Annotated in this window: 23 protein-coding genes; 10 read left to right on the forward strand and 13 right to left on the reverse strand. The window is 62.4% G+C overall.

The genetic code is table 11. The annotated features are described in order from the left end of the window. Positions 1-9: 9 nt before the first annotated feature. Positions 10-942, forward strand: a complete 933-nt coding sequence (locus NKH17_RS12245; protein ID WP_352896660.1) for a carbohydrate kinase family protein — start codon at positions 10-12, stop codon at positions 940-942. Positions 943-976: 34 nt separating this feature from the next. Here the strand turns inward: NKH17_RS12245 and NKH17_RS12250 are convergent, their stop codons facing one another. Further along, positions 977-1,300 carry a TfoX/Sxy family protein gene (locus tag NKH17_RS12250; RefSeq protein WP_254817632.1) on the reverse strand — a complete coding sequence of 108 codons (324 nt, stop codon included), beginning with the start codon at positions 1,298-1,300 and terminating at the stop codon, positions 977-979. A 90-nt stretch (positions 1,301-1,390) separates the two neighbouring features. Between NKH17_RS12250 and NKH17_RS12255 the strand changes: the two genes are divergently transcribed. Then, entirely contained in the window at positions 1,391-1,888 is a 498-nt protein-coding gene (locus NKH17_RS12255; protein WP_352477346.1) for a GFA family protein, read from the forward strand. Positions 1,889-1,923: 35 nt separating this feature from the next. Here NKH17_RS12255 and sufA read toward each other — a convergent pair whose 3' ends face one another. The 8 genes from sufA to NKH17_RS12295 form a co-directional block, all read right to left on the reverse strand. Then, the gene (gene sufA / locus NKH17_RS12260) at positions 1,924-2,304 is read right to left on the reverse strand and encodes a Fe-S cluster assembly scaffold SufA (protein ID WP_006206001.1); all 381 of its coding nucleotides are present in this window, start codon (positions 2,302-2,304) and stop codon (positions 1,924-1,926) included. A gap of 109 nt (positions 2,305-2,413) precedes the next feature. Beyond that, positions 2,414-2,809, reverse strand: a complete 396-nt coding sequence (locus NKH17_RS12265; RefSeq protein ID WP_352477345.1) for an SUF system Fe-S cluster assembly protein — start codon at positions 2,807-2,809, stop codon at positions 2,414-2,416. Positions 2,810-2,814: 5 nt separating this feature from the next. Next, on the reverse strand, positions 2,815-4,056 hold the full coding sequence (locus tag NKH17_RS12270) for a cysteine desulfurase (protein ID WP_352477506.1): 1,242 nt from the start codon (positions 4,054-4,056) through the stop codon (positions 2,815-2,817). Positions 4,057-4,180: 124 nt separating this feature from the next. After that, on the reverse strand, positions 4,181-5,449 hold the full coding sequence (gene sufD / locus NKH17_RS12275; protein WP_352896658.1) for a Fe-S cluster assembly protein SufD: 1,269 nt from the start codon (positions 5,447-5,449) through the stop codon (positions 4,181-4,183). Positions 5,450-5,492: 43 nt separating this feature from the next. After that, positions 5,493-6,248: a Fe-S cluster assembly ATPase SufC gene (gene sufC / locus NKH17_RS12280; RefSeq protein WP_352896656.1), complete on the reverse strand. Its 756-nt coding sequence runs from the start codon at positions 6,246-6,248 to the stop codon at positions 5,493-5,495. Between the two features lie 102 nt (positions 6,249-6,350). Further along, positions 6,351-6,692: a GIY-YIG nuclease family protein gene (locus NKH17_RS12285; protein WP_352703036.1), complete on the reverse strand. Its 342-nt coding sequence runs from the start codon at positions 6,690-6,692 to the stop codon at positions 6,351-6,353. Between the two features lie 295 nt (positions 6,693-6,987). Beyond that, entirely contained in the window at positions 6,988-8,505 is a 1,518-nt protein-coding gene (gene sufB / locus NKH17_RS12290) for a Fe-S cluster assembly protein SufB (RefSeq protein WP_254817626.1), read from the reverse strand. A gap of 187 nt (positions 8,506-8,692) precedes the next feature. After that, positions 8,693-9,871 carry a cysteine desulfurase family protein gene (locus tag NKH17_RS12295; protein ID WP_352896654.1) on the reverse strand — a complete coding sequence of 393 codons (1,179 nt, stop codon included), beginning with the start codon at positions 9,869-9,871 and terminating at the stop codon, positions 8,693-8,695. 254 nt (positions 9,872-10,125) lie between these two features. Between NKH17_RS12295 and NKH17_RS12300 the strand changes: the two genes are divergently transcribed. Together NKH17_RS12300 and NKH17_RS12305 are read left to right on the forward strand one after the other, a co-directional pair. Next, on the forward strand, positions 10,126-10,800 hold the full coding sequence (locus NKH17_RS12300) for an alpha/beta hydrolase (RefSeq protein ID WP_023674683.1): 675 nt from the start codon (positions 10,126-10,128) through the stop codon (positions 10,798-10,800). A gap of 6 nt (positions 10,801-10,806) precedes the next feature. Further along, the gene (locus tag NKH17_RS12305) at positions 10,807-11,475 is read left to right on the forward strand and encodes an FMN-binding negative transcriptional regulator (RefSeq protein ID WP_352896652.1); all 669 of its coding nucleotides are present in this window, start codon (positions 10,807-10,809) and stop codon (positions 11,473-11,475) included. 39 nt (positions 11,476-11,514) lie between these two features. On the opposite strand, the gene NKH17_RS12310 is transcribed toward NKH17_RS12305, so the two are convergent. Next, positions 11,515-11,847 carry a lipid-A-disaccharide synthase N-terminal domain-containing protein gene (locus tag NKH17_RS12310; RefSeq protein ID WP_023674681.1) on the reverse strand — a complete coding sequence of 111 codons (333 nt, stop codon included), beginning with the start codon at positions 11,845-11,847 and terminating at the stop codon, positions 11,515-11,517. Further along, positions 11,840-12,568, reverse strand: coding sequence for a glycosyltransferase family 2 protein (locus NKH17_RS12315; RefSeq protein ID WP_352477338.1), 729 nt, complete (start codon positions 12,566-12,568; stop codon positions 11,840-11,842). Before NKH17_RS12315 ends, NKH17_RS12310 begins: the two co-directional genes overlap by 8 nt. Before the next feature lie 231 nt (positions 12,569-12,799). Between NKH17_RS12315 and tyrS the strand changes: the two genes are divergently transcribed. After that, a complete protein-coding gene (tyrS, locus tag NKH17_RS12320) occupies positions 12,800-14,053 on the forward strand; it encodes a tyrosine--tRNA ligase (RefSeq protein ID WP_352896650.1) in 1,254 nt (417 codons plus the stop codon). 478 nt (positions 14,054-14,531) lie between these two features. Here tyrS and NKH17_RS12325 read toward each other — a convergent pair whose 3' ends face one another. After that, on the reverse strand, positions 14,532-15,194 hold the full coding sequence (locus NKH17_RS12325; RefSeq protein ID WP_352896648.1) for an FMN-dependent NADH-azoreductase: 663 nt from the start codon (positions 15,192-15,194) through the stop codon (positions 14,532-14,534). Between the two features lie 98 nt (positions 15,195-15,292). On the opposite strand from NKH17_RS12325, the gene NKH17_RS12330 reads away from it, so the two are divergent. Then, on the forward strand, positions 15,293-16,156 hold the full coding sequence (locus NKH17_RS12330; protein WP_352896646.1) for a LysR family transcriptional regulator: 864 nt from the start codon (positions 15,293-15,295) through the stop codon (positions 16,154-16,156). A 263-nt stretch (positions 16,157-16,419) separates the two neighbouring features. On the opposite strand, the gene NKH17_RS12335 is transcribed toward NKH17_RS12330, so the two are convergent. Further along, a complete protein-coding gene (locus tag NKH17_RS12335) occupies positions 16,420-19,797 on the reverse strand; it encodes an AsmA-like C-terminal region-containing protein (RefSeq protein ID WP_352896644.1) in 3,378 nt (1,125 codons plus the stop codon). A 96-nt stretch (positions 19,798-19,893) separates the two neighbouring features. Here NKH17_RS12335 and NKH17_RS12340 point away from each other — a divergent pair, with 96 nt between their 5' ends. From NKH17_RS12340 to NKH17_RS12355, 4 genes are all read left to right on the forward strand, one after another. Continuing rightward, positions 19,894-20,361: a peroxiredoxin gene (locus NKH17_RS12340; protein WP_352649106.1), complete on the forward strand. Its 468-nt coding sequence runs from the start codon at positions 19,894-19,896 to the stop codon at positions 20,359-20,361. 137 nt (positions 20,362-20,498) lie between these two features. Further along, complete coding sequence (locus tag NKH17_RS12345; protein WP_352896642.1) at positions 20,499-21,779, forward strand: M23 family metallopeptidase; 1,281 nt, start codon at positions 20,499-20,501, stop codon at positions 21,777-21,779. A 134-nt stretch (positions 21,780-21,913) separates the two neighbouring features. Then, entirely contained in the window at positions 21,914-23,080 is a 1,167-nt protein-coding gene (locus NKH17_RS12350) for an ROK family transcriptional regulator (protein WP_352477331.1), read from the forward strand. Continuing rightward, a complete protein-coding gene (locus NKH17_RS12355; RefSeq protein WP_352477330.1) occupies positions 23,077-23,841 on the forward strand; it encodes an ATP-binding cassette domain-containing protein in 765 nt (254 codons plus the stop codon). The genes NKH17_RS12350 and NKH17_RS12355 overlap by 4 nt, the downstream gene beginning before the upstream one ends. The last annotated feature ends 29 nt before the right edge of the window (positions 23,842-23,870 follow it).

Genomic DNA, 23,870 nt, shown 5'->3' on the forward strand with positions numbered 1-23,870 from the left:
TTTGCCGGCATGATGAACTCCCCGACGATCCTGGCCGTGGGCGGCGCCTATATCGAGCGGCGCGGCCGGGTTGCCGGCGCCTTCGTGCCAGCCGCCTTGAACCCCGGCACGATGCGCGAGCATGTTGGCGGCGCCGTCTTCAACGCCTTGCGCTTTGCGGTGCGACGCGGCGCCTCGGCCTCGCTGCTTTCGGTGCGCGGCGGCGATGCCCTTGGCGACACGGTTTTACGCGCCCTCACCGAGGCCGGCATTGCCGACCTGTCGGCGGTGTTCCTCGACCGGGCAACGCCAAGCCAAACGATGCTGATCGATAGCGATGGCGGGCTGATCGCCGGCCTTGCCGACATGGTGCTCTACGAGCTGGCGCTTCCCAAGCAAATCCGCCGCGCCAAGGTGCGCGAAGCTATCGGTTCGGCCGATGCGATCCTGTGCGACGCCAACCTGCCGTCGACCGCGCTGGAGCGGCTGGCGGCACTCGCCGCCGGCAAGGCGGTGTTTGCGCTTGCCGTCTCGCCCAACAGAGCGGCGCGGCTGGCGCCGGTGCTCGGACTTCTAGCGTTGGCCTTCATGAACCGGCACGAGGCCGGCGTGATCGCCGGCATTGACATCGATGCTGACGATCAAGGCGTCGTCGACGGGCTGAGGCGCGCCGGCCTGAAAGGTGGCGTGATCACCGCCGGCGACGGTCCGGTACTCGGTTTCGACCAAACCGGCGCATTTTCGATCCTGCCGCCGCCGCTGCAAAAGCTGACCGATGCCACAGGCGCGGGCGACGCATTGGCCGGCGCCACGATCGCTGCCCTGCTGCGTGGCCTGAAGCTGCGCGAAGCGTTGCGTGAAGGCGTCGCCGCCGCGGCGCTCGCCATCGAGAGCGCCGCCTTCACCAGTGCCAGCTTTGTCGAGGCGCTGGCGCTCGTGCCCGAGGCGCGGGACCTGGCATGAAGTGCGGCGCGGAATTGCCGAAGCATAACGCAGCCTATTTTCCGGCGCGCCGTCCTGCCTCGTAGGCGCGGCGTGCCCAGATCGCCATCTCATCCGGATCATCGAAGGCACTGTCGGGAACGCTCCAATACGGCATAGACACCAGCTTGCCGTGCCGTGAGCCGGTATAGGTCCATTGCCGGCAGCCGGCCGCTTCGAATTCAGGCGCGCTTTCCGCGTCGGCCTTCAGCATCAATTCGTCACGGATGACGACGGCGACGATCACGCCGTCGAAATAGATGCCCTTGCCGCCGAACATCTTGCGGATGCTAACCGGGCCAAGGCCTTCGAAAAGCTCTTCGATGCGCTCATTGTCCATGCGGCGATCATGTCATCCGGATTTCCCCTTGTCATCGCCGCAACCGGCACCATCCTGACAAGTTCGGAACCAGTTTCGTCGGAGTTTCTCATGCCGCTTCTGCTCAAAGGGTCCTGCCGGTGCAATGCCGTGCGTTTCGAGGTGGAAAGCCACACGCCGGTGCCGTTCATGCTGTGCTACTGCTCGATCTGCCGCAAGCAGCAGGGCGGTGGCGGTTTCGCCATCAATCTCGGCGCCGATTACAAGACGTTGAAAATCCGGGGCAAGCGCCATCTCGGCGTCTACCGCGCCGAGATCGAGGACGACGAGCACCCGCACCGCGAAACCTCGACGGGCGAGCGGAACTTCTGCACGAAATGCGGGACGGCGCTCTGGCTCTACGACCCGACCTGGCCGGAGCTGGTGCACCCCTTCGCCTCGGCGATCGACACAGACCTGCCAAAGCCGCCGGAGAAGGTGCATCTCATGCTGAAATACAAGGCGAACTGGGTCGAGCCGGAGATCGGCAAAGGGGACAAGGTCTTCGACGTCTACCCGGAAGAATCGATTGCCGACTGGCACAAACGAACAGGAATGTGGGTGGATTAGGTCCTTTCTCCCCGTGAACGGGGGAGAAGGAAAAATCAGGCCGAAGCGCGCGCTTCAGCCAAGGCCTTCAAATCGGCCGGCTTCAGTTCGACCGATTCGCCGCAGCCACAGGCCGAACTCTGGTTTGGGTTGCGGAAGGTGAAGCCGGTGCGCAGCGTCGTCTGCTCGAAATCCATCTCGGTGCCGAAAAGGAAAAGTGCTGCTTCGGGCGCGACATAGACATGGGCGCCGTCGCGCTCGATGTGATCGTCCTTGGTGTTGGGTTCGGTCACCAGGTCGACCGTATATTCCATGCCGGCACAGCCGCCCTTCTTGATGCCAAGGCGAATGCCATGCGCGTTTTCACGCGTGGCGACGATCTCGCGCACCCGGTCGGCGGCCTTTTCGGTCATCGTGATGACGGCAAAGCGTCCCATGTTTTCCTTCTCCATTCTTGCAGGTTCAAGGCCTGCCGAATGATTCCTCACCTAAAATGGTGAAGTTTTGTACCCGGCGCAAGTGCGCCAGTCTCTGTCTGGTCGGATGCTAGTACCAGCCAACCGCCACCTGTGCCTCTTCCGACATGCGGTCAGGCGACCAGGGCGGGTCGAAGGTCATGTTGACCTCGACACCGGAAACGCCTTCGACGGCGCCGACGGCATTTTCCACCCAACCCGGCATTTCGCCGGCCACCGGGCAGCCGGGTGCAGTCAACGTCATGTCGATCTTGACCGAGCGGTCGTCCTCGATGTCGATCTTGTAGACGAGGCCGAGCTCATAGATGTCGGCCGGGATTTCCGGGTCGTAGACCGTCTTCAGCGCCGAGACGATATCGTCGGTCAGCCGCGCCAGTTCGTCGGCAGGAATCGTTGACCCGGAAACCGCCGCGTTGGTGGTGGAATCCGGAACTGTGCTCTCGGCGGTGTGGCTGGCATCATCCATAATCGTCACCCGAAGAACTTTCGCGCCTTCTCCAGCGCATCGGCCAAAGCGTCGACTTCGGCCCTGGTATTATACATGCCGAACGATGCCCTGCATGTGGATGTTACGCCGAAGCGTTTCAACAGCGGCTGGGCGCAATGCGTGCCGGCGCGGACCGCCACGCCCTGCCGATCGATAACCATCGACACGTCATGAGCGTGGATGCCCTGCAGCTCGAACGAGATGATGGCGCCCTTGCCAGGCGCATCGCCGAAGATGCGCAGCGAGTTGATGGCGCGCAGTCGCTGATGCGCATAGTCCTTCAAATCGGCCTCGTGCGCTGCGATGCGCTCACGGCCGATCTTTTCCATGTACTCCAGCGCAGCACCAAGCCCGATCGCCTGCACGATCGGCGGCGTACCGGCCTCGAAACGGTGCGGCGGGTCGTTGTAGGTGACGATGTCTTGCGTCACCTCCTCGATCATCTCGCCGCCGCCCATGAACGGGCGCATGCGCTCCAGAATATCCTTCTTGCCGTAGAGCACGCCGATGCCCGACGGGCCATAAAGCTTGTGGCCGGTGAGGACGAAGAAATCACAGTCGAGGTCCTGCACGTCGATCGGCATGTGCACGGCGCTCTGGCTGCCGTCGACCAGCACCGGAATGCCGCGGGCATGGGCAATGCGCACGATCTCCTTGATCGGCGTCACCGTGCCCAGCGCGTTCGACATATGGGTGATGGCAACCAGTTTTGTGCGGTCGGTCAGCCGCTTCTCGAATTCCTCGATGTGGAAGACACCGAGATCGTCGACCGGCACCCAGACCAGTTTCGCGCCCTGCCGTTCGCGGATGAAATGCCACGGCACGATGTTGGAATGGTGCTCCATGATCGAGAGCACGATCTCGTCGCCTTCGCCGATATTGGGCATGCCGAAACCGTAGGCGACCGTGTTGATCGCCGCCGTGGTGTTCGAGGTGAAGACGATGTTGTCGGTGCTCGGTGCGTTGAGGAAACGGCGCACCGTCTCGCGCGCCTTCTCATAGGCGTCGGTCGCGGCATTGGACAGGAAATGCAGGCCGCGGTGGACGTTGGCATATTCCTGGGAATAGGCGTGCTGGATAGCGTCGAGCACGGCCTGCGGCTTCTGCGCCGAGGCGCCATTGTCGAGATAGACCAGCGGTTTGCCGTAGACTTGCCGCGACAGGATCGGGAAGTCGCGGCGGATCGCCTCGACGTCGTAAGGAATGTTTTCGACTTTCTGGTCCATCGTCTCGACCGTCATCCTTGGGCTTGTTCCGAGGATCTACTAGCCCTCGGATTTTGCCAGTTCCTGGTCCCACGCGGCAGATCCTCGGGACAAGCCCGAGGATGACGCCGGAATCTTAAGCCACTCACCCGTGCGCCACGAACCAGTTGTCGAGCCGTGCTTCCAGCGCCTCGACGATGGCCTCGTCGTCCAGTTCCTCGATCACTTCGGCGACGAAGGCTTTGACCAGCAGGCCGCGCGCGGTCTTCTCGTCGATGCCGCGCGCCATCAGATAGAACAGATGGCCGTGGTCGATCTCGGTGACGGTCGCGCCATGGCCGCAGACGACGTCGTCGGCGAAGATTTCAAGCTCCGGCTTGGTCGAGAACTCGCCGTCATCCGACAGAAGCAGCGTGTTGCAGGCCATCTTGGCGTTGGTCTTCTGCGCATATTGGTGGACATTGATGCGGCCCTGGAAAACGCCGCGCGCTCTGCCGGTCACCACGTTGCGGATGACTTCGGTCGAGGCGGTGTGCGGCACGGCATGGTCGAGCACCATGGTGACGTCGGTATGGGTGTCGCCGGCCAAAAGGTTGATGCCGCGCAGCGTGAATTCGGCGCCCTCGCCGGTCGTCTTCACAACGACCTCCTGGCGGACAAGCTTACCGCCGGCATTCATGACGAACAGCGTCAGTTTCGCGTTCTTGCCGAGATGCGCCTTGAACTGGGCGAGATGCGTCGCCGTATCCGGCTGCTCCTGCACGACCAGCCATGTCACTTCGGCGCCCTCGCCAACCACAAGCTGGCTGACCGAGCTGACCAGTGCCGCCCCCTCGCCCGTCTGGCGCTCGACGACGACAGCCTTGGCGCCGGTGCCGACGCGGACGGTCAGCCGCACATGCGACTGTCCGCCGGCCTGCAAATTCTGCAATTCGACCGGCTTATCCAGTTGAGCACCGTCGGCGATGTCGACGAAATAGCCGTCGGCGACAAAGGCGGTGTTGAGCGCGCCGATGGCGTCGTCGCTGCCATAAGACTCAAGCCCCGATGCTGCGCTGCCGTCGGTCAGCTTCTCCGACAGGCGCTGCACGGCAACGCCTTCGATATCGGGCAGTTTCATACTCGAAACGCCGTTCAGCACCGGCAAAACGCTGGAGCCCTCGACGATCGGCGCAATGGCTTTCGCGACCGCTGCCGGCTCGAAGTCCGGCACCGAAATCAGCAGCCGGCGCAGGTCCGTATAGTGCCAGGATTCGACCCGGCGCGTCGGCAGGCCGCTCTTGATCGCCTCGATGGCGTCGTCGCGCTTCAGCATCACCGCGCCGTCGCCGGGCAGCAGCGACAGCCGCTCGCCAAAGGCGTCGATCAGCGCCGTTTCGGCCGGTGTCCGCTGGGGTGTCGTGTGCATATTCATCAGTATCGCCTTGTTTGGCTTGCCTTCCGGGCCTGCTGGCATCTCACGCGGCTTGCCCGATCACGCCGGCATAGCCATTGGCCTCGAGATCGAGCGCCAGCGACTTGTCGCCCGACTTGATCACCTGTCCCCTGTAGAGCACGTGCACCGTATCGGGCACGATGTATTGGAGCAGGCGCTGGTAGTGGGTGATGACGACGATCGCGCGGTCCGGCGAGCGCAGCGTGTTGACGCCGTCCGCGACGATCTTCAGCGCGTCGATATCGAGGCCGGAATCGGTCTCGTCGAGGACGCAAAGCTTCGGCTCGAGCAGCTTCATCTGCAAGATCTCGGCGCGCTTCTTTTCGCCTCCGGAAAAGCCGACATTGAGCGGCCGCTTCAGCATAGCCATGTCCATGTTGAGCGAGGCGGCAGCTTCCTTTACGCGCTTCAGAAATTCCGGGATTTTCAGCGGTTCCTCGCCGCGCCCCTTGCGCTGCTCGTTCATCGCAGCTTTCAGGAATTCCATCGTCGCCACGCCCGGTATCTCCATCGGGTACTGGAAGGCGAGAAAGATGCCGGCGGTAGCGCGCTCGGCCGGATCCATGTCGAGGATCGACTGGCCGTTGTAGAGGATGTCGCCCTCGGTGACCTCATAATCCTCGCGCCCGGCAAGGATATAGGACAGCGTCGATTTTCCCGAGCCGTTCGGCCCCATGATGGCAGCGACCTCACCGGCCTTCACCGAAAGATTCAGGCCGCGGATGATCTCGGTGCCGTCATCGACGATACGGGCATGGAGGTTTCTGATTTCAAGCATTCCATTCGTCCTATCCGTAGCCGTCTGCCCGGCTAAACTCGATTTAACAACTGCCCCAAGGCTTCGGCGCCCGGCCGCAGTACTCAAACATCCACCGGTCTTTTAATTGTAGTTACTCCACATCATCGTGCTCGGATGAGGCTGATAGACATTCTCAATCTCATCAATGCTCTCATACAAATCCAGCCAAGTCGGGTTTAGACCTTCAATCAGATTCGTCTTCCATTCGCGGAGATAGCGCTTCAAAGACTTTTCGCGCTGAATCGCGAGAACGATGTTCGGGTGCCGCTCAAACCAAACCAGATTCTTTGCCTTGTATTTCGAGGTAAAACCCCGGTGCACATCATTACGGTGTTCCCACACTCGCGCATGCAAATCACTGGTTACGCCAGTGTAGATAACTCCACGCGGCTTATCGGACATCATGTAAACAAAGCCGGTCATTTTCCTGCTGACGACCTACGCAAGGCACCGCCATCCTTAAAATTTGTGCGGTCATCTTTGAACTTCGCGCCGACGTTACTGAGTTTCGCTCCGTCATCCTCGGGCTTGTCCCGAGGATCCGCTGTCCAACAGAGGTGTGGCGCGATCCGTATTGAGAGGCCGGTAGATCCTCGGGACAAGCCCGAGGATGACGGAGCGAAACTCAGTAACGTCGGCGCAAAGCCCGAGGATGACGGCGCCAAATCCGGAGATGATGGTGCCAAGCTCACAGATGACCACGCAAAGCCAGAGTTCATCACCCAACGCTCCCCTCGAGGCTGATGCCGATCAGTTTCTGCGCCTCGACGGCGAATTCCATCGGCAGCTGCTGGATGACGTCCTTGACGAAACCGTTGACGATCAGCGCGATCGCCTCTTCTTCCGGAATGCCACGCTGCATGACGTAGAATTTCTGATCCTCGGAAATCTTCGACGTCGTCGCCTCATGCTCGAACTGTGCGGTCGAATTCTTGGCTTCCATGTAGGGCACGGTGTGCGCGCCGCACTGGTCGCCGATCAAGAGCGAGTCACAGTTGGTGAAGTTGCGGGCGTTGGTCGCCTTGCGGTGCGCCGAGACCTGGCCGCGATAGGTATTCTGCGAGAAGCCGGCGGCAATGCCCTTGGAGATGATGCGGCTCGACGTGTTCTTGCCGAGATGGATCATCTTGGTGCCGCTGTCGACCTGCTGGTAGCCGTTGGAGACGGCGATCGAATAGAACTCGCCGCTGGAATCGTCGCCGCGCAGGATGCAGCTCGGATATTTCCAGGTGATGGCCGAACCGGTCTCGACCTGCGTCCACGAAATCTTCGACCGATGGCCGCGGCAGTCGCCGCGCTTGGTGACGAAATTATAGATGCCGCCCTTGCCCTCGGCGTCGCCGGGATACCAGTTCTGCACCGTCGAATATTTGATCTCGGCATCGTCGAGCGCGATCAGTTCGACCACCGCGGCGTGAAGCTGGTTCTCGTCGCGCTGCGGCGCCGTGCAGCCTTCGAGATAGGAGACGTAAGCCCCCTCCTCGGCGATGATCAGCGTGCGCTCGAACTGGCCTGTGTTCTTCTCGTTCATGCGGAAATAGGTCGACAATTCCATCGGGCAACGCACGCCCTTGGGCACGAAGACGAACGAACCGTCGGTGAACACGGCCGAATTCAGGGTGGCGTAAAAATTGTCGGTGGTCGGCACCACCGAGCCGAGATATTTCTTCACCAGCTCCGGATGCTCGCGGATCGCTTCCGAGATCGAGCAGAAGATGACGCCGGCCTGCGCCAGTTCCTTCTTGAAAGTGGTCACGACCGAGACGGAATCGAACACCGCATCGACGGCGACGCGGCCGGACTTGTAGACGTTGTCGCTGGCTTCCTCGAGTTCCGAGGCATCGGTCTTCTGCACGCCGGCGAGAATTTCCTGTTCCCTGAGCGGAATGCCGAGCTTCTCGTAGACCTTCAGCAGTTCGGGATCGACCTCGCTGAGCGAAGTCGGGCCGGGCGTGCTCTTGGGCGCCGCGTAATAATAAATGTCCTGGAAATCGATTTTGGGATAGTGGACGCGCGCCCATTTCGGCTCGTCCAGCGTCAGCCAGCGGCGATAGGCTTCCAGGCGCCATTCCAGCATCCAGGACGGCTCGTCCTTCTTGGCCGAAATGAAGCGGATAATGTCTTCACTCAGGCCCTTGGGGGCCTTGTCCATCGCGATTTCGGTCTGGAATCCGTATTTATACTGGTCGACATCGATCTTTCGAACTCGATCGATCGTCTCCTGCACAGCAGGCATCAGCGTTCTCCATCCACGCCGGGGTCAAGGCCCGGCAGTTTTCAAACTATGGCACCGCGAACGAGCACCCTTGGGCACCCGCGGCGGCGTAAGTTTCATATAGTGCGTTCATGCCGGAAATTCACCCGGCCAAATTCGAACGCACGGCTCTACCAGGCCACAAGGCCCAAATATTCCTTCGCCGCGCTCAGGCGGCCTTTTCCCTGTTCGCCTTTTCCCTACCGGCTTGCCGTGCAACGATCGTCGCCAGCGCCGCGCGAAACAGCTCGATATCCTCGGCGCTGGTCGCGTGGCCGATGGACACGCGCAACGCGCCAACGCTATCGCCGTAACCCATGGCTTTCAGCACGTGACTCGGCCCGACTTTGCCCGACGAACAGGCCGATCCGGCCGACAGCGCCACACCGGCAAGGTCGAAGGCGATCTGCGCCGTCTCGGCCTTGATGCCGGGAATAGCGAAGAATGTGGTATTGGCAAGCCTTGCAGCGCCGGTCCCGAAGATTTCGGCGTCCGGAACAAGCGTTTTAACGATCGCCTCGATTTCGTCGCGACGCTGCCGCACCGCTTCGATCGTTTGCAAGCCGGCAGACGCTTCGCTAGCGGCCGCACCAAACCCGGCAATCGCCGCCAGGTTTTCGGTGCCGCCGCGATGGCCTTTTTCCTGGCCACCGCCGCTGACCAGCGGCTTCGGCATCATCAGATCCGACGCCGCGACCATTGCGCCGACGCCCTTGGGGCCGCCGATCTTGTGCGAGGAAAGAATCAGATAATCACCGTAACCCGCCGAGATATCGAGCGGAATGCGGCCGGCTGCCTGCACGGCATCGACAACCAGGATGCCACCCGCCGCCTTGACGATTTCGGCGATGCGGCCGACCGGCTGGATCACGCCGGTTTCATTGTTGGCAGCGTGGATGGCCACCAGCGGCAAGCCTTCGGCCTTGTCATGCTGGGCGAGAGCCTCGGCCAAAACGTCGAGCCTGACGACGCCGTCGGCGTCCACGCCGATCCGTGTCACCTGTGCCGCTGGGAAACGCCCGCCGTTCAGCAGGCAAGGATGATCGGCCTCGGACACATAGAGCCGGCTCATACGGACAGCACCGCGCCCCATCTGCCAGTCCGGCGCCAGCAGCGTCGAGGCCGCTTCCGTCGCGCCGGAGGTGAATACGATATGCGCGGCCCTGGCGTTGACCAGTCGCGCCACTTTGCGCCTGGCATCCTCGATCAGCCGCCGCGCAGCGCGGCCCTCGGCATGCACGGAGGACGGGTTGGCGGCGACGTCGAGCGCAGCGACCACCGCCGCGCGCGCGGCGGCAAGCAGCGGCGCGCTGGCATTGTAGTCGAGATAGGCGCGTGCTCCGGCCATTTCCGTCCAACTGGTCCCTTCAAAAGCCGTTCCGCGAAGATAGCGCGTTATTTCCTTGAAATTGCAAGGCAAGACGTCCTATTTACGCGGCTTGCGGCGCGGGTGGCCGAGCCACAGTTTTGGCAGCCCAGTTTTGAACAATTCTAAACTAGCTTCTAGAAAGACGCTCGCCCTGCGTCAAGGCCTAGGGAAAACTGGGGCCAGAGGAAAAGTTGTTCCGAGCGCCGCGCAATTTATGCCAAGTGGAGTATTTCATGCCTGAGGTCATTTTCACCGGTCCGGCCGGCCGTCTGGAGGGTCGCTATCAGCCCTCGAAGGAAAAGAGCGCGCCGATTGCCATCGTCCTGCACCCGCACCCCCAGTTCGGCGGCACGATGAACAACAAGATCGTCTACGACCTCTTCTACATGTTCCAGAAGCGCAATTTCACCACGCTGCGCTTCAATTTCCGCGGCATCGGCCGCAGCCAGGGAGAGTTCGACCACGGCACCGGCGAGTTGTCCGACGCTGCGGCAGCGCTCGACTGGGTGCAGTCGCTGCATCCGGATTCCAAGAGTTGCTGGGTTGCCGGCTATTCGTTCGGCTCGTGGATCGGCATGCAGCTTCTCATGCGCCGGCCGGAGATCGAGGGCTTTATCTCGGTCGCGCCCCAGCCCAATACCTATGATTTCTCGTTCCTGGCGCCATGCCCGTCGTCCGGCCTGATCATCCACGGCGACGCCGACAAGGTCGCGCCGCCCAAGGACGTGCAGGGCCTGGTCGACAAGCTGCACACGCAAAAAGGCATTACCATCACCCAGAAGACCTTGCCCGGCGCCAACCATTTCTTTGCCAACCATGCGGAGCTTCTGATCGAGGAATGCGCGGACTACCTCGACCGCCGGCTGGCCGGGGAACTGTCCGACCCACGGCCGAAGCGGCTGAGATAGTCGGCGATGTACCAACCGCCCCACTTCCAGGAAACCCGGCAGGACGTCCTGCACGGGCTGATCCGGTCGCATCCGCTTGGCCTGCTGGTCTCGAACGGCGCCGAGGGGCCGATCGCCAACGCAATTCCCTTTCTTCTAGACGCGCCCTCCCTGCTCAACGCGGATGTGCCGCCGAACGGCAGGCTGCGCGCCCATCTGGCCAAGGCCAATCCGCAATGGCGGCTTTTGGCCGACAATCCCCTGGCGCCGGTGCTGGTCGTCTTCCAGGGCGCCGATGCCTATGTGACGCCGTCCTGGTATGAGACCAAGCGTGAAACCGGCAAGGTGGTACCGACCTGGAACTACGCCATCGTCCAGGTGCGCGGCATCGTCACGGTGATCGAAGACCAGGATTGGCTGGCCGAGCAGATTTCCGATCTGACGATGTCGCAGGAGGGCAGCCGCTCGGCGCCATGGGCGGTGACCGACGCGCCGGCACCCTTCATCCAGTCACAGATCAAGGGCATCGTCGGCCTGGAAATCGAAATCACCGAAATCAGCGGCAAGTGGAAAGTCAGCCAGAACCGCCCGGCCGCCGACCGCATCGGTGTCGCCGAGGGGCTCGAGAGCGAGACCGCCAACTCGGCCGACATGGTCCATCTGGTAAGGTCCTACGGCGGGCTGGACGGCAAGTAATCTGGGTTGCTTGCTCGACCGGTTCAGGCGGTGGCGGGCTCAATCGACCTTGGTCATCGCCGCCTTGCGCTCGTTGGCGATCAGCCAGAGATTGCGGATATAGATCAACAGGCCCATGGCCTGGCCGGCGATGAACACCGGATCCTGACGCTGGATGGCGTAGATCAGCAGCAGGCCGCCGCCGAACAGCGAAAAGAACCAGAAGGCAATCGGCACGACGCTGCGCTTGGCTTTTTCCGACGCCACCCACTGCACCAGAAAGCGCATGGTGAAGAAGAACTGGGCGACGAAGCCGAGCAGTACCCAGGCATCGAATTGCTTGACGAAAACATCGTGAAGCCAGGTCGCCAATTCCTGAAGCACGTTACCCATGCCTGATTTCCTCTACTTTGGGCATTCTGCGGCGCCTGCGGCGCAGCCACCAGACGCCGGCAAGATCGAGCACGCCCTGAAGGCCGCGATCGAAGATGCCGTAATTCGATTTGCCGTGACGGCGGGAGCGGTCGACGACATCGCAATGGACGACGCGGTAGCCCTCCTGGATGACCAGCGCTGGAACAAAGCGATGGGTGCCGTCGAAGAAGGGCAATTTCCGCAAAATGTCGGTGTGAATCGCCTTGAGGCCGCAGCCGGTATCCCGCGTCTCGTCGTGCAGGATGGCTTTTCTCAGCCCGTTGGCAAAACGCGACGCCAGTTGCTTGATCTTGCTGTCGCGGCGCTTCAGACGCTGTCCCTGCGCGGCCCCGACTTCGGGACCAGCCTGCCGCAGCGCGTCGATCAACACCGGGATGTAACCGGGGTCGTTCTGACCGTCGCCGTCAATGGTGGCGACGATATCGCCACGCGCCGCCCAGGCGCCTGAGCGCACCGAGAGCGATTGTCCGGCGGATTTTTCATGCCTGAGATGGCGCAGCGGAAACCGGCGAAGCGCTGCCTCTGCGGCAAGCACCGAAGGCGTATCGTCTGTCGAGCCATCGTCGACGACGATGACCTCGAAGTCCCGCCCGGCCATGGCAGTGCCGATCTCGTCGAGCAGAAGCGGCAGGTTCGCCGCCTCGTTCCGGCAAGGAATGACGATGGATATCTCCGGCATCTCGACTCTGTCACAGGATATGGCATTCGATCGATGCCGCGCGGTCCAGAGGAATAGCCCCGCTGGCGCGGCGCCTCATTACGCCAGCCGAAACAACGACGCAAGCAGGCCGCACGCTATCCGCGCGGACGCAAAACCGGATTCCACTTTTGCTGATCGCGCTTGAGTGCTAAACGCCCGCCTTCATGCATAGCCGGGCCGCGTTCGGCCGGAAGCTTTTCGGGAAAGAAAATGTCCGCCTTCAAATCCGATTTCCTGCGCACCATGAGCGAGCGCGGTTTCATCCACCAGACCTCGGACGATGCCGGCCTCGACCAGCTTTTCGCCACGGAAACGGTGAGCGCCTATATCGGCTTCGACGCCACCGCGAGGAGCCTGCATGCCGGGTCGCTGATCCAGATCATGATGCTTTACTGGCTGCAGCAGACCGGCCACCGGCCGATCGCGCTGATGGGCGGCGGCACCTCGATGATCGGCGATCCGTCGTTCAAGGACGAGGCGCGCAAGCTTTTGACGCCGCAGGATATCGAGAACAATCTCGCCGGCATCCGCCGCAACTTCACGCCCTACCTCAAATTCGGCAGCGGCCCGAACGGCGCCGTCATGATCAACAATGCCGACTGGCTGATGGATATCAACTACGTCAATTTTCTGCGCGATGTCGGCCGGCATTTTTCGGTCAACCGCATGCTGGCCTTCGATTCGGTCAAGCTCCGGCTGGATCGCGAGCAGTCGCTGTCGTTCCTCGAATTCAACTACATGATCCTGCAGGCCTACGACTTCGTCGAGCTCTACAAGCGCCTCGGTTGCCGGCTGCAGATGGGCGGCTCCGACCAGTGGGGCAACATTGTCAACGGTATCGATCTCGGCCATCGCATGGAAGGCGCGCAGCTTTATGCGCTGACGACGCCGCTGCTCACCACCTCCTCTGGCGCCAAGATGGGCAAGTCGGCCTCGGGCGCGGTCTGGCTCGATGCGGAGATGTTGAGCCCGTACGCGTTCTGGCAATATTGGCGCAACACCGAGGATGCCGATGTCGGCCGTTTCCTCAAGCTCTACACGACCTTGCCGCTCGCCGAAGTCGCGCGCCTCGAACGGCTCGGCGGCTCGGAGATCAACGAAGCCAAGAAGATCCTCGCCACCGAAATCACCGCCATGCTGCATGGCCGCGGGGCGGCAGAGGAGGCCAGCGAAACGGCGCGCAAGACGTTCGAAGAAGGGGCGCTCGCCGAAACACTGCCAACAGTCGAGGTGGGCAGGGCCGAACTTGAAGCCGGCGTCGGCATATTGTCGCTGTTCGTCACCGCCGGGCTGGCTGCGTCCAACGGCGAGGCGCGGCGGCATATCCAGGGCGGCGCCGTGCGCCTCAACGACCAGCCGGTGTCAGACGACCGCCGGATGGTGACGCTGCAGGATGTGGGCCAGGAAAACGTCGCAAAGCTGTCGCTCGGCAAGAAGAAGCACGTTCTGGTGCGGCCGGTCTGACCAGGGCCCGCCCTTCCTGTTAGATCTTTTCCGAAACCGGTTTCATCTTGCGGCGCTGGACCTTAGGTTCGGAATCACGGCCGAGGTTAATCAGCTAGCTCCCGAGAAATGGCCGAGATGCCATTCGTCTCATCGATCGGAAGGAGCAGGTAGCGCAAATTGCGGACGTTCTGCGGCGCTTCGACGAACGTCTTGTTCGGGGCCGGAAGCGGACCGGCTGCTCGTAGAAGCGAGATCTATACAAGCTGACATTAAGTTCCGCGCGAGCAGCCTCCTGATCTGATCCAAAACGGTCCTTGCCGGGACTGATCCATTGCCTGAAAGCGGACGTAGGTAGAATCGGTGCGCCTGCCCCGGCTTAGGCGACGTTGCGGACGTCCGTTCTCCAAAGTTGTTACGCCCGGTGGACGGGGATGCACGTGCAAGCTGGGGTCAGAACGGGTTATCAACGCGCTTGTCCGCAGCAAGCGCTTCATAATCATGCAATCGCCTCTGTTGTGCGTGACAGGAGGTCTTCCGCCAGCCGTGACGCGGCCTCTCGCGCATCCTGGCGAGCCGCATGATCAATATCGGGTCCAAAGAGGGTCTTCTGGATGATTAGACTGCGGACATCTTCGATACCGATGAAGCGCAACCACGCTTGTATATAAGGTTTTTGAAAGTCGAAGCGCTGCGCCGGAGTGATGGATTGCGACGCATAGTCGAGACCTCGCGCATAGACGACCACTGCGATCTTATCCCGGAGCAGTCCTCCGAACCCGTGTTCAGGATCGAACGAGAAAAGGATATCCTTCTGCGATACCAGGTCGATGAAGTGCTTGAGCTTGTAGGGAATGCTGAAATTCCACAGAGGCGTCGACAGCAGGACAATATCCGCCCAGTGCAGTTGTTGCGCCAACTCTTGCAATGTGGCCCATGCCTGCTGTTGAGAAGGGGTAAGCGGCGTGCCGCTGAGCCCCGCATATTTGGCCAACATCGCGTCCTCACCGAATTCGGGGAGGTCGACATCCCATAGCTCGAGCGTTGAAATCTCCAAGTCGGGTCGCCGAGCACGATAGGTTTGAACAAAGGCGTCGGCGACCTCACGCGAGGCGGAACGCTCTTTGCGGGGCGAGGAAACGATATGCAGTAGCCTGGTCATGGATCACCCTTGCTCATTGTGACGAACCACATTGCGTCATATTTCAATTCGATATAGAAATTGAGATTATCGACGATATTCATCATGGATCAGAATATATGTTGGAATTGGTCCTGCTCAGGACGTTCGTCGCCGTGTTCGACGAAGGCGGCTTCAGTCGGGCAGGAGCGCGACTGAACCTTACGCAGTCGGCCGTCAGTGGGCACCTGCGCCGTCTCGAGGAGCAGGTCGGAAAGCCCTTACTCAACAGGACGACGCGCTCGCTGGAGATGACACCCGATGGCGAGCGCCTGCTCGCCTATGCCCGGGCGATGCTCGCCCTTAACCGGGATGCTTTGGCCGATCTGGCGCAGGCACCCTTTCACGGCAGGGTTCGCGTCGGCCTCTCGGAAGACTTCGCACAGGTCCCCATCCTTCGCGCCTTGCAGGCATTCGGCGCTGATCGCCCCGGATTGCAGGTCGAGGTGCAAGTCGGGATTCCGAGTGCGCTCCTCTCGAAGATGAAGGAGGGCAACATCGAACTGGTGCTCGGATCACAATGTGAGGGTGAGGAGATGGGGCGCCTCCTGTGGCGCGAGCCTCTTGTCTGGGCATGGGCGGATCGTACCGGCGTGAATCTTCCGGACCCGCTGCCGTTGGCGGTGTTGCCGGAACCTTGCCCCTACAGGGAAGTTGCTCTTGAACGGCTTGCCAAGGCCGGGATCAGCCAGCGCACGGTGATGATCTGCGGAAGCAACTCCAGCCTGAGGGCGGCTGCCATCTCAGGCTTTGCTGTAGCGCCGATGATCGCCAGTCAGCTGAGAAACGGCCTGGTCAGGGTACCCGAAAGCTACGGTCTGCCAGAGTTACCAGAAGCGGAGTTCAGGCTATTTGCCGCATCGAATGGCGATACCTCCGTCCTCGAAGAACTGGCGGAGGCCATCATGAATGCCGTTCCTCGAAGGCACGCTGGCGAGGAGTGATCCTGAACTCGCACCGACGTCTGCTTTATGCCTAGTTCCAAACGTCCAGAAATGGCGCAACCGCGCGACCTCCATCATGGTCAGAACAATGTCTGCTGTCAGGCAATGGTAACGGTCACCTCAATGGCCGAGATTAGGCGGGAAGCGGCCATTTAAACCCGGGCTGACGTCAGTCGCCTTTGGATCATGGGCGTGAATTCGCGGGCGGGCGAGCGGCCGCTTGAGATCAAAACTCGGTCGCTCGAGGTAATTGGGTTTTGACCTCACCGATACTCGAAGATCGACCTGAAAATCCCGGGCGCTATCACCGATAGCGGATTGACCTCCAGGTTGGGCTTGTTGGCGTTGCCCTTGAGCCTGTAGGTGACGCCGATCAGGCCGCGGTCGCGGCCGTTGCCGAGCAGCGCGCCTATCAGCGGCAGTTCGCCGAAGATGCGGTTTACGCCGTAGGCCGGCATGAACGTGCCGGTCATGTCCATGTTGTTGTTCTGGTCGTAGAGCGTGCCCTGGAAGGTGGTGCCGATGCGCGGGCCGCGCAGCACGCCGTTGCGCAGCTTCAGATAGCCACTGCCCTTGTCGATCTCGCTGAAGCCGCGCTCGAATTTCACCCTCGACGTGTCGAGATTGCCTTTGACCGCCTCGTTGAGGCTGCGGCTGTCGCCGGCCGGCGTCGTCGACACGATCGAGGCGAGCTTCGGCTCGTTGACGACAACGAAATTCCTGGCGTCGACCTGGCCCTTCATCGGCCCGTCGCCGGCCCCGGTGAGCGCCAGCGTGATCGAGCCGCCTTCCATATGCTCGTAGATGTTGAGGAAGCGCAGTATGGCGCCGGCGTCGGCCGACTTCATGTTGAGCGTGCGCAGGCCGCCGCCGGTGGTGTTGCTGACGGTGATCGCGGCCCCCGAACTTGCCGTGGCGCTCACCTTGAGCCCGTTCACCCGGGAGCCGGCGGCGCTGTAGTCGAGCTTCAAATTCGACAGCACCTCGTCGTGGAAGCCGGTCAGGGAGCTGACGTCGGCGCTGACCGAGATCGCATCGACGCCGGTGGTCTTGGTGGCGGTATCGACATCGGACGTGAATTGCTTGATCAGCGAGCGTGCGTCCAACGCGCTGCCGCTGACCTCGACCGCATAGGTCTTGCCCGACCGCTTCACCGAGACGGCGACGTCGTCGCCCCTGTTCAACGTGACCTTGCTGAACCGGGCCGAGGACAAGGCGCCGTTAATCAGCACGGCGCTGCCGTCGATGGAGAAGGTCTTGCCGTCGAGTTCGAAATTGGACAGCGTCGTGGTGTCGCCGGTCTTCGCCATGGCGAAGACGACCTTGGCGGGAATGCCGGGGCCCTTGCTCCAGCCGGCCCAGGGAATGTCCAGCCTGGCATTGGTCAGGTCGGCCGACACGTTCTGGTTGCCGGCGCCGCTCTTGTCGATCGCCACCTTGATGGTTCCGGAAAGCAGCGTCGACAGGCCAGGCATGGCGATGGCGCGCGTCTTGTCGTCGAGCACCAGCGCTACTTTACGACTGCGCGGCGGGCCGCCATCCCTCAGCGGCTCAATCAGGTCGAGCTCGGCCGGAATCCCGTTGAGCAGTGCCTTGGCCGAGATCACCGCCCGGTCGGGCGCGACCGTGATCGAGCCGTCGGCATGGCTGACCGTCTGGCCCTCGAACGGCTTGGCCAGCGACAGGTCCTTGTAGTCGAGCGCCACCAGCCAATCGAGTTTGGACGAGTCGACACCGGACTGCAGCGGAATATCAGCCTTGACGTGGCCGGTCACCGTGCCGGACAGGTCGTCCGGCAGCAGGCCGACATGGCGCATGGCGTTGATCGGGTCAAACGATGCCAGTTCGGCGATTGCCGGCGCCTCGCCGGCGACGTCGATGTCGAGCGCGCCGATCACCGGCGGATGGTTCGCCGCCTTGACGGTGAGCGTGCCGTTGCTTGCCGCCACGGTGCGGCCGCTAGGCATATAGACGCTGCCCGAGGACAGCGCGACGTCGACGTCGTTGCCGTGGAAGCCGACAACGCCGACGGCATCGCGGATCGGCGGAATGCGGCCGGCCGTATCGAAGCGCGATCCTTCGACCTGGAAACGGCCGAACACTTCATCGGCGGAAAGCGGCACGCCGTTGCCGAGCCGTCCGGGCACGACCTGGAATTGCAGGCTGCCATTGGCGACGCGGCCGCCGAACAGGTTCTTAAGCACCCACAGCCTGGCATTGCGCGCCGAAAACCACGGCCATAATTGCTTGACGTGCGAGACCGGCATGTCGTGGACATTGAGCGCCACCGATATGCCCGGGGCCTGGTTGGCGACGAATGAAACCGAAGCCGTGCCCAGCACTTCGCTGCCCGGTCCGGACCGGACGCCGATCTGCTCGGCGATCAGCTTTTGGCTCGTCGGCTGGTAGACGCCGGCAATACGGGCGATGAAGCTGAGCGCCGGCTCCGGCGAATCCGAAGGCGCCAGGGTCGAACCGTCGCTGGTCAGGTCGTAACGATAGGATGGCTCCTCGCCGGCTGTGCCGGTAGCCGGCTTCGGCCCGATCGAACCGGCGAAATCGAAGGTCGAGCGGCCGGTTTTCACCAGCAAACTGTCGACCTGGATCTTGTTCGACCCGGCGACGAGCGTCGCATCGAGATCGATATCGGCCGGAAGCAGGCCGCGCGAACCGAGATCGAGCACCGATCCGGTCAGCGACAGGGCAGCGGTCAGCCGCGAACCGTTGTCGCCGGTCCCTTCCGACCCCGCCAGCTTCAAGGCGATCGCGCCCAATTTGCCACCTGCTGCCGCAGCGTCGGCATCCGCCGCCTGGATGCTGGCGTCCAGCGTGGTGATGCGTCGCGTCGCCGGATCGCGGGTGGCGGAAGCGGCAATGGTAAGCGCCCTGCCGTCGACATCCGCGTCGGATGAAAACTCCATGCTTCCCGGTCCCGATTGCGAGACTGAGGCGTCGGCGATGGTGACCGACTCGACCGATCCGGCCTCGGGCAGTGCCAGCTCGACGTTGCGCAGATCGATCTGGCGCATCGAATCCTCGCGCACCGCATCGAGCGCACGGTTGAGGTTGGCGAAGACGGCGGCGGAAAGTTTTTCCGGATCGATGAGGCCGTCCTGGTTGCGCAGCTCCGCCGTCCAGTTACCGCCGGACGGCATTGCCGCCATGACGATGTGCGCGTCGGAAATCCGGGCGCTGGTCAGCCGCACCTCGCCCGAAAGCAACGGGATCAGCCGGATGCCAAAGCGGACCCGGCCGGCGTCGGCCATCGGTTTTCCGTCGGCGGTCTTGAGGCTGACGTCGCTGACCTGCAGCGCAATGAAGCTCGACCCGTCAAGCGTCAGCCGGGCCGGCCCGACGGCAACGTCGACATCGAAGCCTGCCAACTTCTCGATTGCCGTTTCGGCTTCCGCGCGAAGCCGCTCCGAGCCGAAGCCGGACACGCCGATCGCGTAGACGCCGGCGGCAGCCAGCAGCACAAGGGCGACGAGGCCGGCAAACAGCCGCGCCATCAAACGGACGCCGCGACCGATCGACGCCTGGCCGAGCGGCGGGACGCGGCACGCGGACGGAAAGGTTCCCAGGTCGGTGATCTCGTCACGCCTGAACCTGATCTTCTCGTGCTGCGGTAGCTCCTGATCCACGCAATCTTCCGTTGAAACGAATTCGATCGTGGACGAATCCCCGCTCGACATTATATCGGTGCAGCCTGGCGCGTAACTTCAAACAAGGGCATCGGTATGGCTGACCTCGACGTGGGCGATGTTGCGCCGCAATTCGATCTTCCGCGCGACGGCGGCGGTTCACTCAGCCTCGCCGCATTGCTGGGAAAACCCATCGTACTCTATTTCTACCCACAGGACGACACCACAAGCTGCACCAACGAGGCGATCGGCTTTTCGCAGTTGAAGCCAGAGTTCGAAAAGGCCGGTGCTGTCGTCATCGGGCTCTCGCCGGACAGCGCCAAGAAACACGACAAATTCAAGGCGAAGTACGATCTGAGCGTCGATCTTGTCGCCGACGAAGAGCGCAAAGTGATCGAGGCTTACCATTTGTGGGTGGAAAAGAAGCTCTACGGCCGCACCTATATGGGCGTAGAGCGGGCGACGTTCCTGATCGGCCGCGACGGGCGCATCGCCAGGATCTGGCGCAACGTCCGCGTCAAGGGGCACGCCGAAGAGGTGCTGGAGGCGGTTCGCGCGCTTTGAGATCTGCGCCAGGCCGTTGCAATGCGATGCCCGTTTTACGCGAAGACCTTTGCCTTCGTTCGATCCGACAAAACTTTGTTAACCCTAATAATGTGTAATCAGGCTCGTCGTTGGTGTCGTAACGAAAGCTTGGTCCCGTGAACGTAGCCAGTCAGTCAGCGGTCTTCGGCAGACGCAAAGAGCCCCACACGGTCATCATCGCCCGGGGCGACCAGATAAGGCATTTCACCATACGCCCGTGGCTTGCGGCATTTTGCGGCTCGGCGCTGGCGGCGATCGTCATCGGCTACCTGCTGGCGACCTCTTATCTGGTGCTGCGCGACGACCTGATCGGCGCCACGACGGCGCGGCAGGCGCGCATGCAGCAGGCCTACGAAGACCGCATCTCGGCACTGCGCAGCCAGGTCGACCGCATCACCAGCCGCCAGCTACTCGATCAGCAGCTGATGGAAACCAAGGTCAGCGAGCTGCTGGAACGGCAGAGCCAGCTCAGCCTGCGTCACGGCCGCCTCGGGCCGATCCTCGAACGAGCCGAAAACGAGGTCGCAACGCCGCCCGTGCCGACGGCAAAGCCGGACGAACATGCCGCCGCGACCGGCAGCATCCAGCCGATGGCCTATTCCGTCGCCAGCCTTGCTGTCCCCCTTCCCAGCAACGACACCAGGCCGTTCTCACTGTGGTCGACCCGCGCCGATCCGCTGCCGAGCGAAAGCGCGGCCGACCGGGCAGACAAGCTCTTCGTCTCGATCAACAACTCGCTGAAGGCCATCGAGAGCCAGCAGCTCACCCGCATCGCCACACTTGCCGACAATGCCTACAAAAGCGCCGACGCGATCTCGCAGGCGCTCGAGGCCGCCGGCCTGCCCGTCGATAGCGACTTCGAAAAGAGCGACGTCGGTGGCCCGCTGATACCACTCGACAGCTCGTTGGTCTTCGACAGCAAGGTCAAGGAGTTGGACGAGGCTCTTGATGCGCTGGATCATCTTAAAAAGGAAGCGCGGCGGCTGCCGCTCGCCAACCCCGCGCCCGGCCATAGCGTCACCAGCCCGTTCGGCGTGCGCACCGACCCTATCCTCGGCACGGCCGCCTTGCATTCCGGCATGGATTTCAGGGCGCCGATCGGTATGCCGGCCAAGGTCACGGCAGCCGGCGTGGTCGTCAAGGCCGGCTGGAACGGCGGCTACGGCCGCATGATTGAGGTCGACCACGGCAACGGTTTTGTGACGCGTTACGGGCATCTCAGCGAAATCGACGTCGCCGTCGGACAGAAGCTCGATGCCGGAGACATCATCGGCAAGACCGGCAACAGCGGCCGCTCAACCGGCCCGCATCTGCATTACGAGGTCCGCCACAACGGCGAGGCAATCGATCCGCTACGGTTTCTGACCGTCGGCAAGAAGGTCGAGCGGTACCTCTAGGGAGCCGGGCTGCTCCCTTCGGGCTCGGCATGACGCCAGATTCGCTCTGCACGGGCTGGTCAATTTTATTTTTGAATTCCATTTGACTGAATAAATCTTCGGTGCCAGTCTAGCCTCTCTCGGGGGCACAAGGCATGGCACTGCGGGGAACCAATCAGGAGTTCGGGCGGCCATATAATCGGCGTATCGTGCTCGAATCCATCCGCCTTCACGGACCGATTGCCCGCGGCGACATTGCAAGACGCGTCGGGCTCACCGTGCAGACGGTGTCGACTATCGTTCGCGAGCTGGAAGAGCACGGTTACGTGTTGTCGCTCCGCGAAGAGCCCAAGGGGCGCGGCCTGCCACCGGCGACGCTGCGCATCAATCCGGAAGGCGGCTATGCCGTCGGTATCCACGTCACCCCGCTGGGCATCAATGCCGCCCTGATCAACCTAAGCGGCGATGTTATCGAGAGCACCTACCGCGAAGCCCCAAATGCAACGCCCGACCACGCTTTCGAGCTGATCGGCGCCATGGTGCTCGAATTGACGGCATTGCGGCCCGGTGGCCGCGTTCTCGGCATCGGCATGGCGCTGCCCGGACCGTTCGGCGTGGAGTCCATGAGCTTTGTGGGGCCGACCACCATGACCGGCTGGAAGGATGTGGCGCTGCGCGAGCGGCTGGCCGCCTCAACCGGGCTGCCGGCCTTTTTCGAAACCGACATGGCGGCGGCGGCTATCGGCGAGCGCCTCTACGGCCTCGGGACGGCGTATTCCGAATATTACTATCTCTATTTCGGTGTCGGCCTCGGCGGCGTCATGGTGCATGATGGGGCCGCATTGCGCGGCGCCTGGGGAAATGCCGGCGAGATCGGCCACATTCCCGCTGTGCCGGGCGGCGAGCCGTGCCCGTGCGGCAATCGCGGCTGCCTCGAACGGTATCTCTCGCTCGAGGCGCTGCGGCGCCGCAAAATCGCCGACGCCGCGTGGGTGAGCGAGATTGCGCCGATCTTCCGCAACGCCGTCACCATCATCGAAAACCTGTTCGACCCCGAAACCATCATCCTCGGCGGGCTGGCGTCCACCGACCTGCTCGAAAGGCTTGCCGGCGCGGCCGCGCACCTGCCCAATTCGGTCTCGGCGCGAAGCGATCGCACGACGCCCCGCGTCAGCGTCGCACGCGGCGGCCAGCATGCGGTGTTGCGCGGCGCCGCCGCACTTGCCGTTTCGGGGGTGCTTTCGCCGCGCTTCGGCCAGATCTTTACCGCCGAACGCGAACGCGGTCGGGATCTCTTGCATAACAAGGGGATCGCGGCATGAGTGAACCGCTGCTGGTGCTCGACAACGTCGCCAAGAATTACGGCGCCATCGAAGCGCTGAAAGGCATCAGCTTTTCGATCGGCAAGGGCGAAGTGGTGGCGCTTCTGGGCGACAACGGCGCCGGCAAATCGACGCTGGTCAAGATCATTGCCGGCGGCCTCGAGCCGACCTCCGGCCGCATGCTGTTCGAAGGCAAGGAATTCCTGGCCAAATCTCCCGCCGAGGCCAAGGCCGCTGGGATCGAGACGGTCTACCAGGACCTGTCGCTTTGCACCAACGTCGACGTGGTCGCCAATTTCTTCATGGGCCGCGAGATCACCAGGAAGGTTCTCGGCATTCCGGTACTCGACGAGCGCGCGATGGAGCAGGTGGTACAAAAGGCACTGGCCAGCGCCGGCACTCGCATTCCCTCGCTTCGCACCAATGTCGAGCATCTTTCCGGCGGCCAGCGGCAGGCCATCGAGCTCAATCGGTTCGTGCATTTTGGCGGCAAGCTGGTGCTTCTCGACGAGCCGTTCGCGGCGCTCGGCGTCGAGCAGACGCGGCGCGGCCTTGACATGATCCGCCAGGTGGCGAGCCAGGGCATCGGCGTCGTCATCATCACCCATATCATGCAACAGGCCTTCCAGGTCGCCGATCGGATCGTGGTGATCCGGCAAGGTGTCGTGGCTGGCGATGTCGCACGCAACAAAACAAGTCCCGACGCGGTGATCAACATGATCACCGGAGAGACGCTCGCCGGTGCCGGACCGGCGAACTGAGGGACAAATGAGGGGTCCGGCGCAAGAGG

It is taken from the genome of Mesorhizobium sp. M1334, from assembly GCF_040317995.1.
Taxonomy (GTDB): Bacteria; Pseudomonadota; Alphaproteobacteria; order Rhizobiales; family Rhizobiaceae; genus Mesorhizobium.

What these genes read in the sequence shown, in the direction of transcription:
- NKH17_RS12310 (WP_023674681.1), bottom strand. Translation starts at nt 11,847, where the DNA reads ATGGGTAACGTGCTTCAGGAATTGGCGACCTGGCTTCACGATGTTTTC.
- NKH17_RS12245 (WP_352896660.1), top strand. Translation starts at nt 10, where the DNA reads ATGATGAACTCCCCGACGATCCTGGCCGTGGGCGGCGCCTATATCGAG.
- NKH17_RS12295 (WP_352896654.1), bottom strand. Translation starts at nt 9,871, where the DNA reads ATGGCCGGAGCACGCGCCTATCTCGACTACAATGCCAGCGCGCCGCTG.
- tyrS (WP_352896650.1), top strand. Translation starts at nt 12,800, where the DNA reads ATGTCCGCCTTCAAATCCGATTTCCTGCGCACCATGAGCGAGCGCGGT.
- NKH17_RS12300 (WP_023674683.1), top strand. Translation starts at nt 10,126, where the DNA reads ATGCCTGAGGTCATTTTCACCGGTCCGGCCGGCCGTCTGGAGGGTCGC.
- NKH17_RS12265 (WP_352477345.1), bottom strand. Translation starts at nt 2,809, where the DNA reads ATGGATGATGCCAGCCACACCGCCGAGAGCACAGTTCCGGATTCCACC.
- NKH17_RS12250 (WP_254817632.1), bottom strand. Translation starts at nt 1,300, where the DNA reads ATGGACAATGAGCGCATCGAAGAGCTTTTCGAAGGCCTTGGCCCGGTT.
- NKH17_RS12285 (WP_352703036.1), bottom strand. Translation starts at nt 6,692, where the DNA reads ATGACCGGCTTTGTTTACATGATGTCCGATAAGCCGCGTGGAGTTATC.
- NKH17_RS12340 (WP_352649106.1), top strand. Translation starts at nt 19,894, where the DNA reads ATGGCTGACCTCGACGTGGGCGATGTTGCGCCGCAATTCGATCTTCCG.
- sufB (WP_254817626.1), bottom strand. Translation starts at nt 8,505, where the DNA reads ATGCCTGCTGTGCAGGAGACGATCGATCGAGTTCGAAAGATCGATGTC.
- NKH17_RS12330 (WP_352896646.1), top strand. Translation starts at nt 15,293, where the DNA reads ATGTTGGAATTGGTCCTGCTCAGGACGTTCGTCGCCGTGTTCGACGAA.
- NKH17_RS12305 (WP_352896652.1), top strand. Translation starts at nt 10,807, where the DNA reads ATGTACCAACCGCCCCACTTCCAGGAAACCCGGCAGGACGTCCTGCAC.
- NKH17_RS12325 (WP_352896648.1), bottom strand. Translation starts at nt 15,194, where the DNA reads ATGACCAGGCTACTGCATATCGTTTCCTCGCCCCGCAAAGAGCGTTCC.
- NKH17_RS12255 (WP_352477346.1), top strand. Translation starts at nt 1,391, where the DNA reads ATGCCGCTTCTGCTCAAAGGGTCCTGCCGGTGCAATGCCGTGCGTTTC.
- NKH17_RS12350 (WP_352477331.1), top strand. Translation starts at nt 21,914, where the DNA reads ATGGCACTGCGGGGAACCAATCAGGAGTTCGGGCGGCCATATAATCGG.
- sufC (WP_352896656.1), bottom strand. Translation starts at nt 6,248, where the DNA reads ATGCTTGAAATCAGAAACCTCCATGCCCGTATCGTCGATGACGGCACC.
- sufD (WP_352896658.1), bottom strand. Translation starts at nt 5,449, where the DNA reads ATGAATATGCACACGACACCCCAGCGGACACCGGCCGAAACGGCGCTG.
- NKH17_RS12315 (WP_352477338.1), bottom strand. Translation starts at nt 12,568, where the DNA reads ATGCCGGAGATATCCATCGTCATTCCTTGCCGGAACGAGGCGGCGAAC.
- NKH17_RS12270 (WP_352477506.1), bottom strand. Translation starts at nt 4,056, where the DNA reads ATGGACCAGAAAGTCGAAAACATTCCTTACGACGTCGAGGCGATCCGC.
- NKH17_RS12355 (WP_352477330.1), top strand. Translation starts at nt 23,077, where the DNA reads ATGAGTGAACCGCTGCTGGTGCTCGACAACGTCGCCAAGAATTACGGC.
- sufA (WP_006206001.1), bottom strand. Translation starts at nt 2,304, where the DNA reads ATGGGACGCTTTGCCGTCATCACGATGACCGAAAAGGCCGCCGACCGG.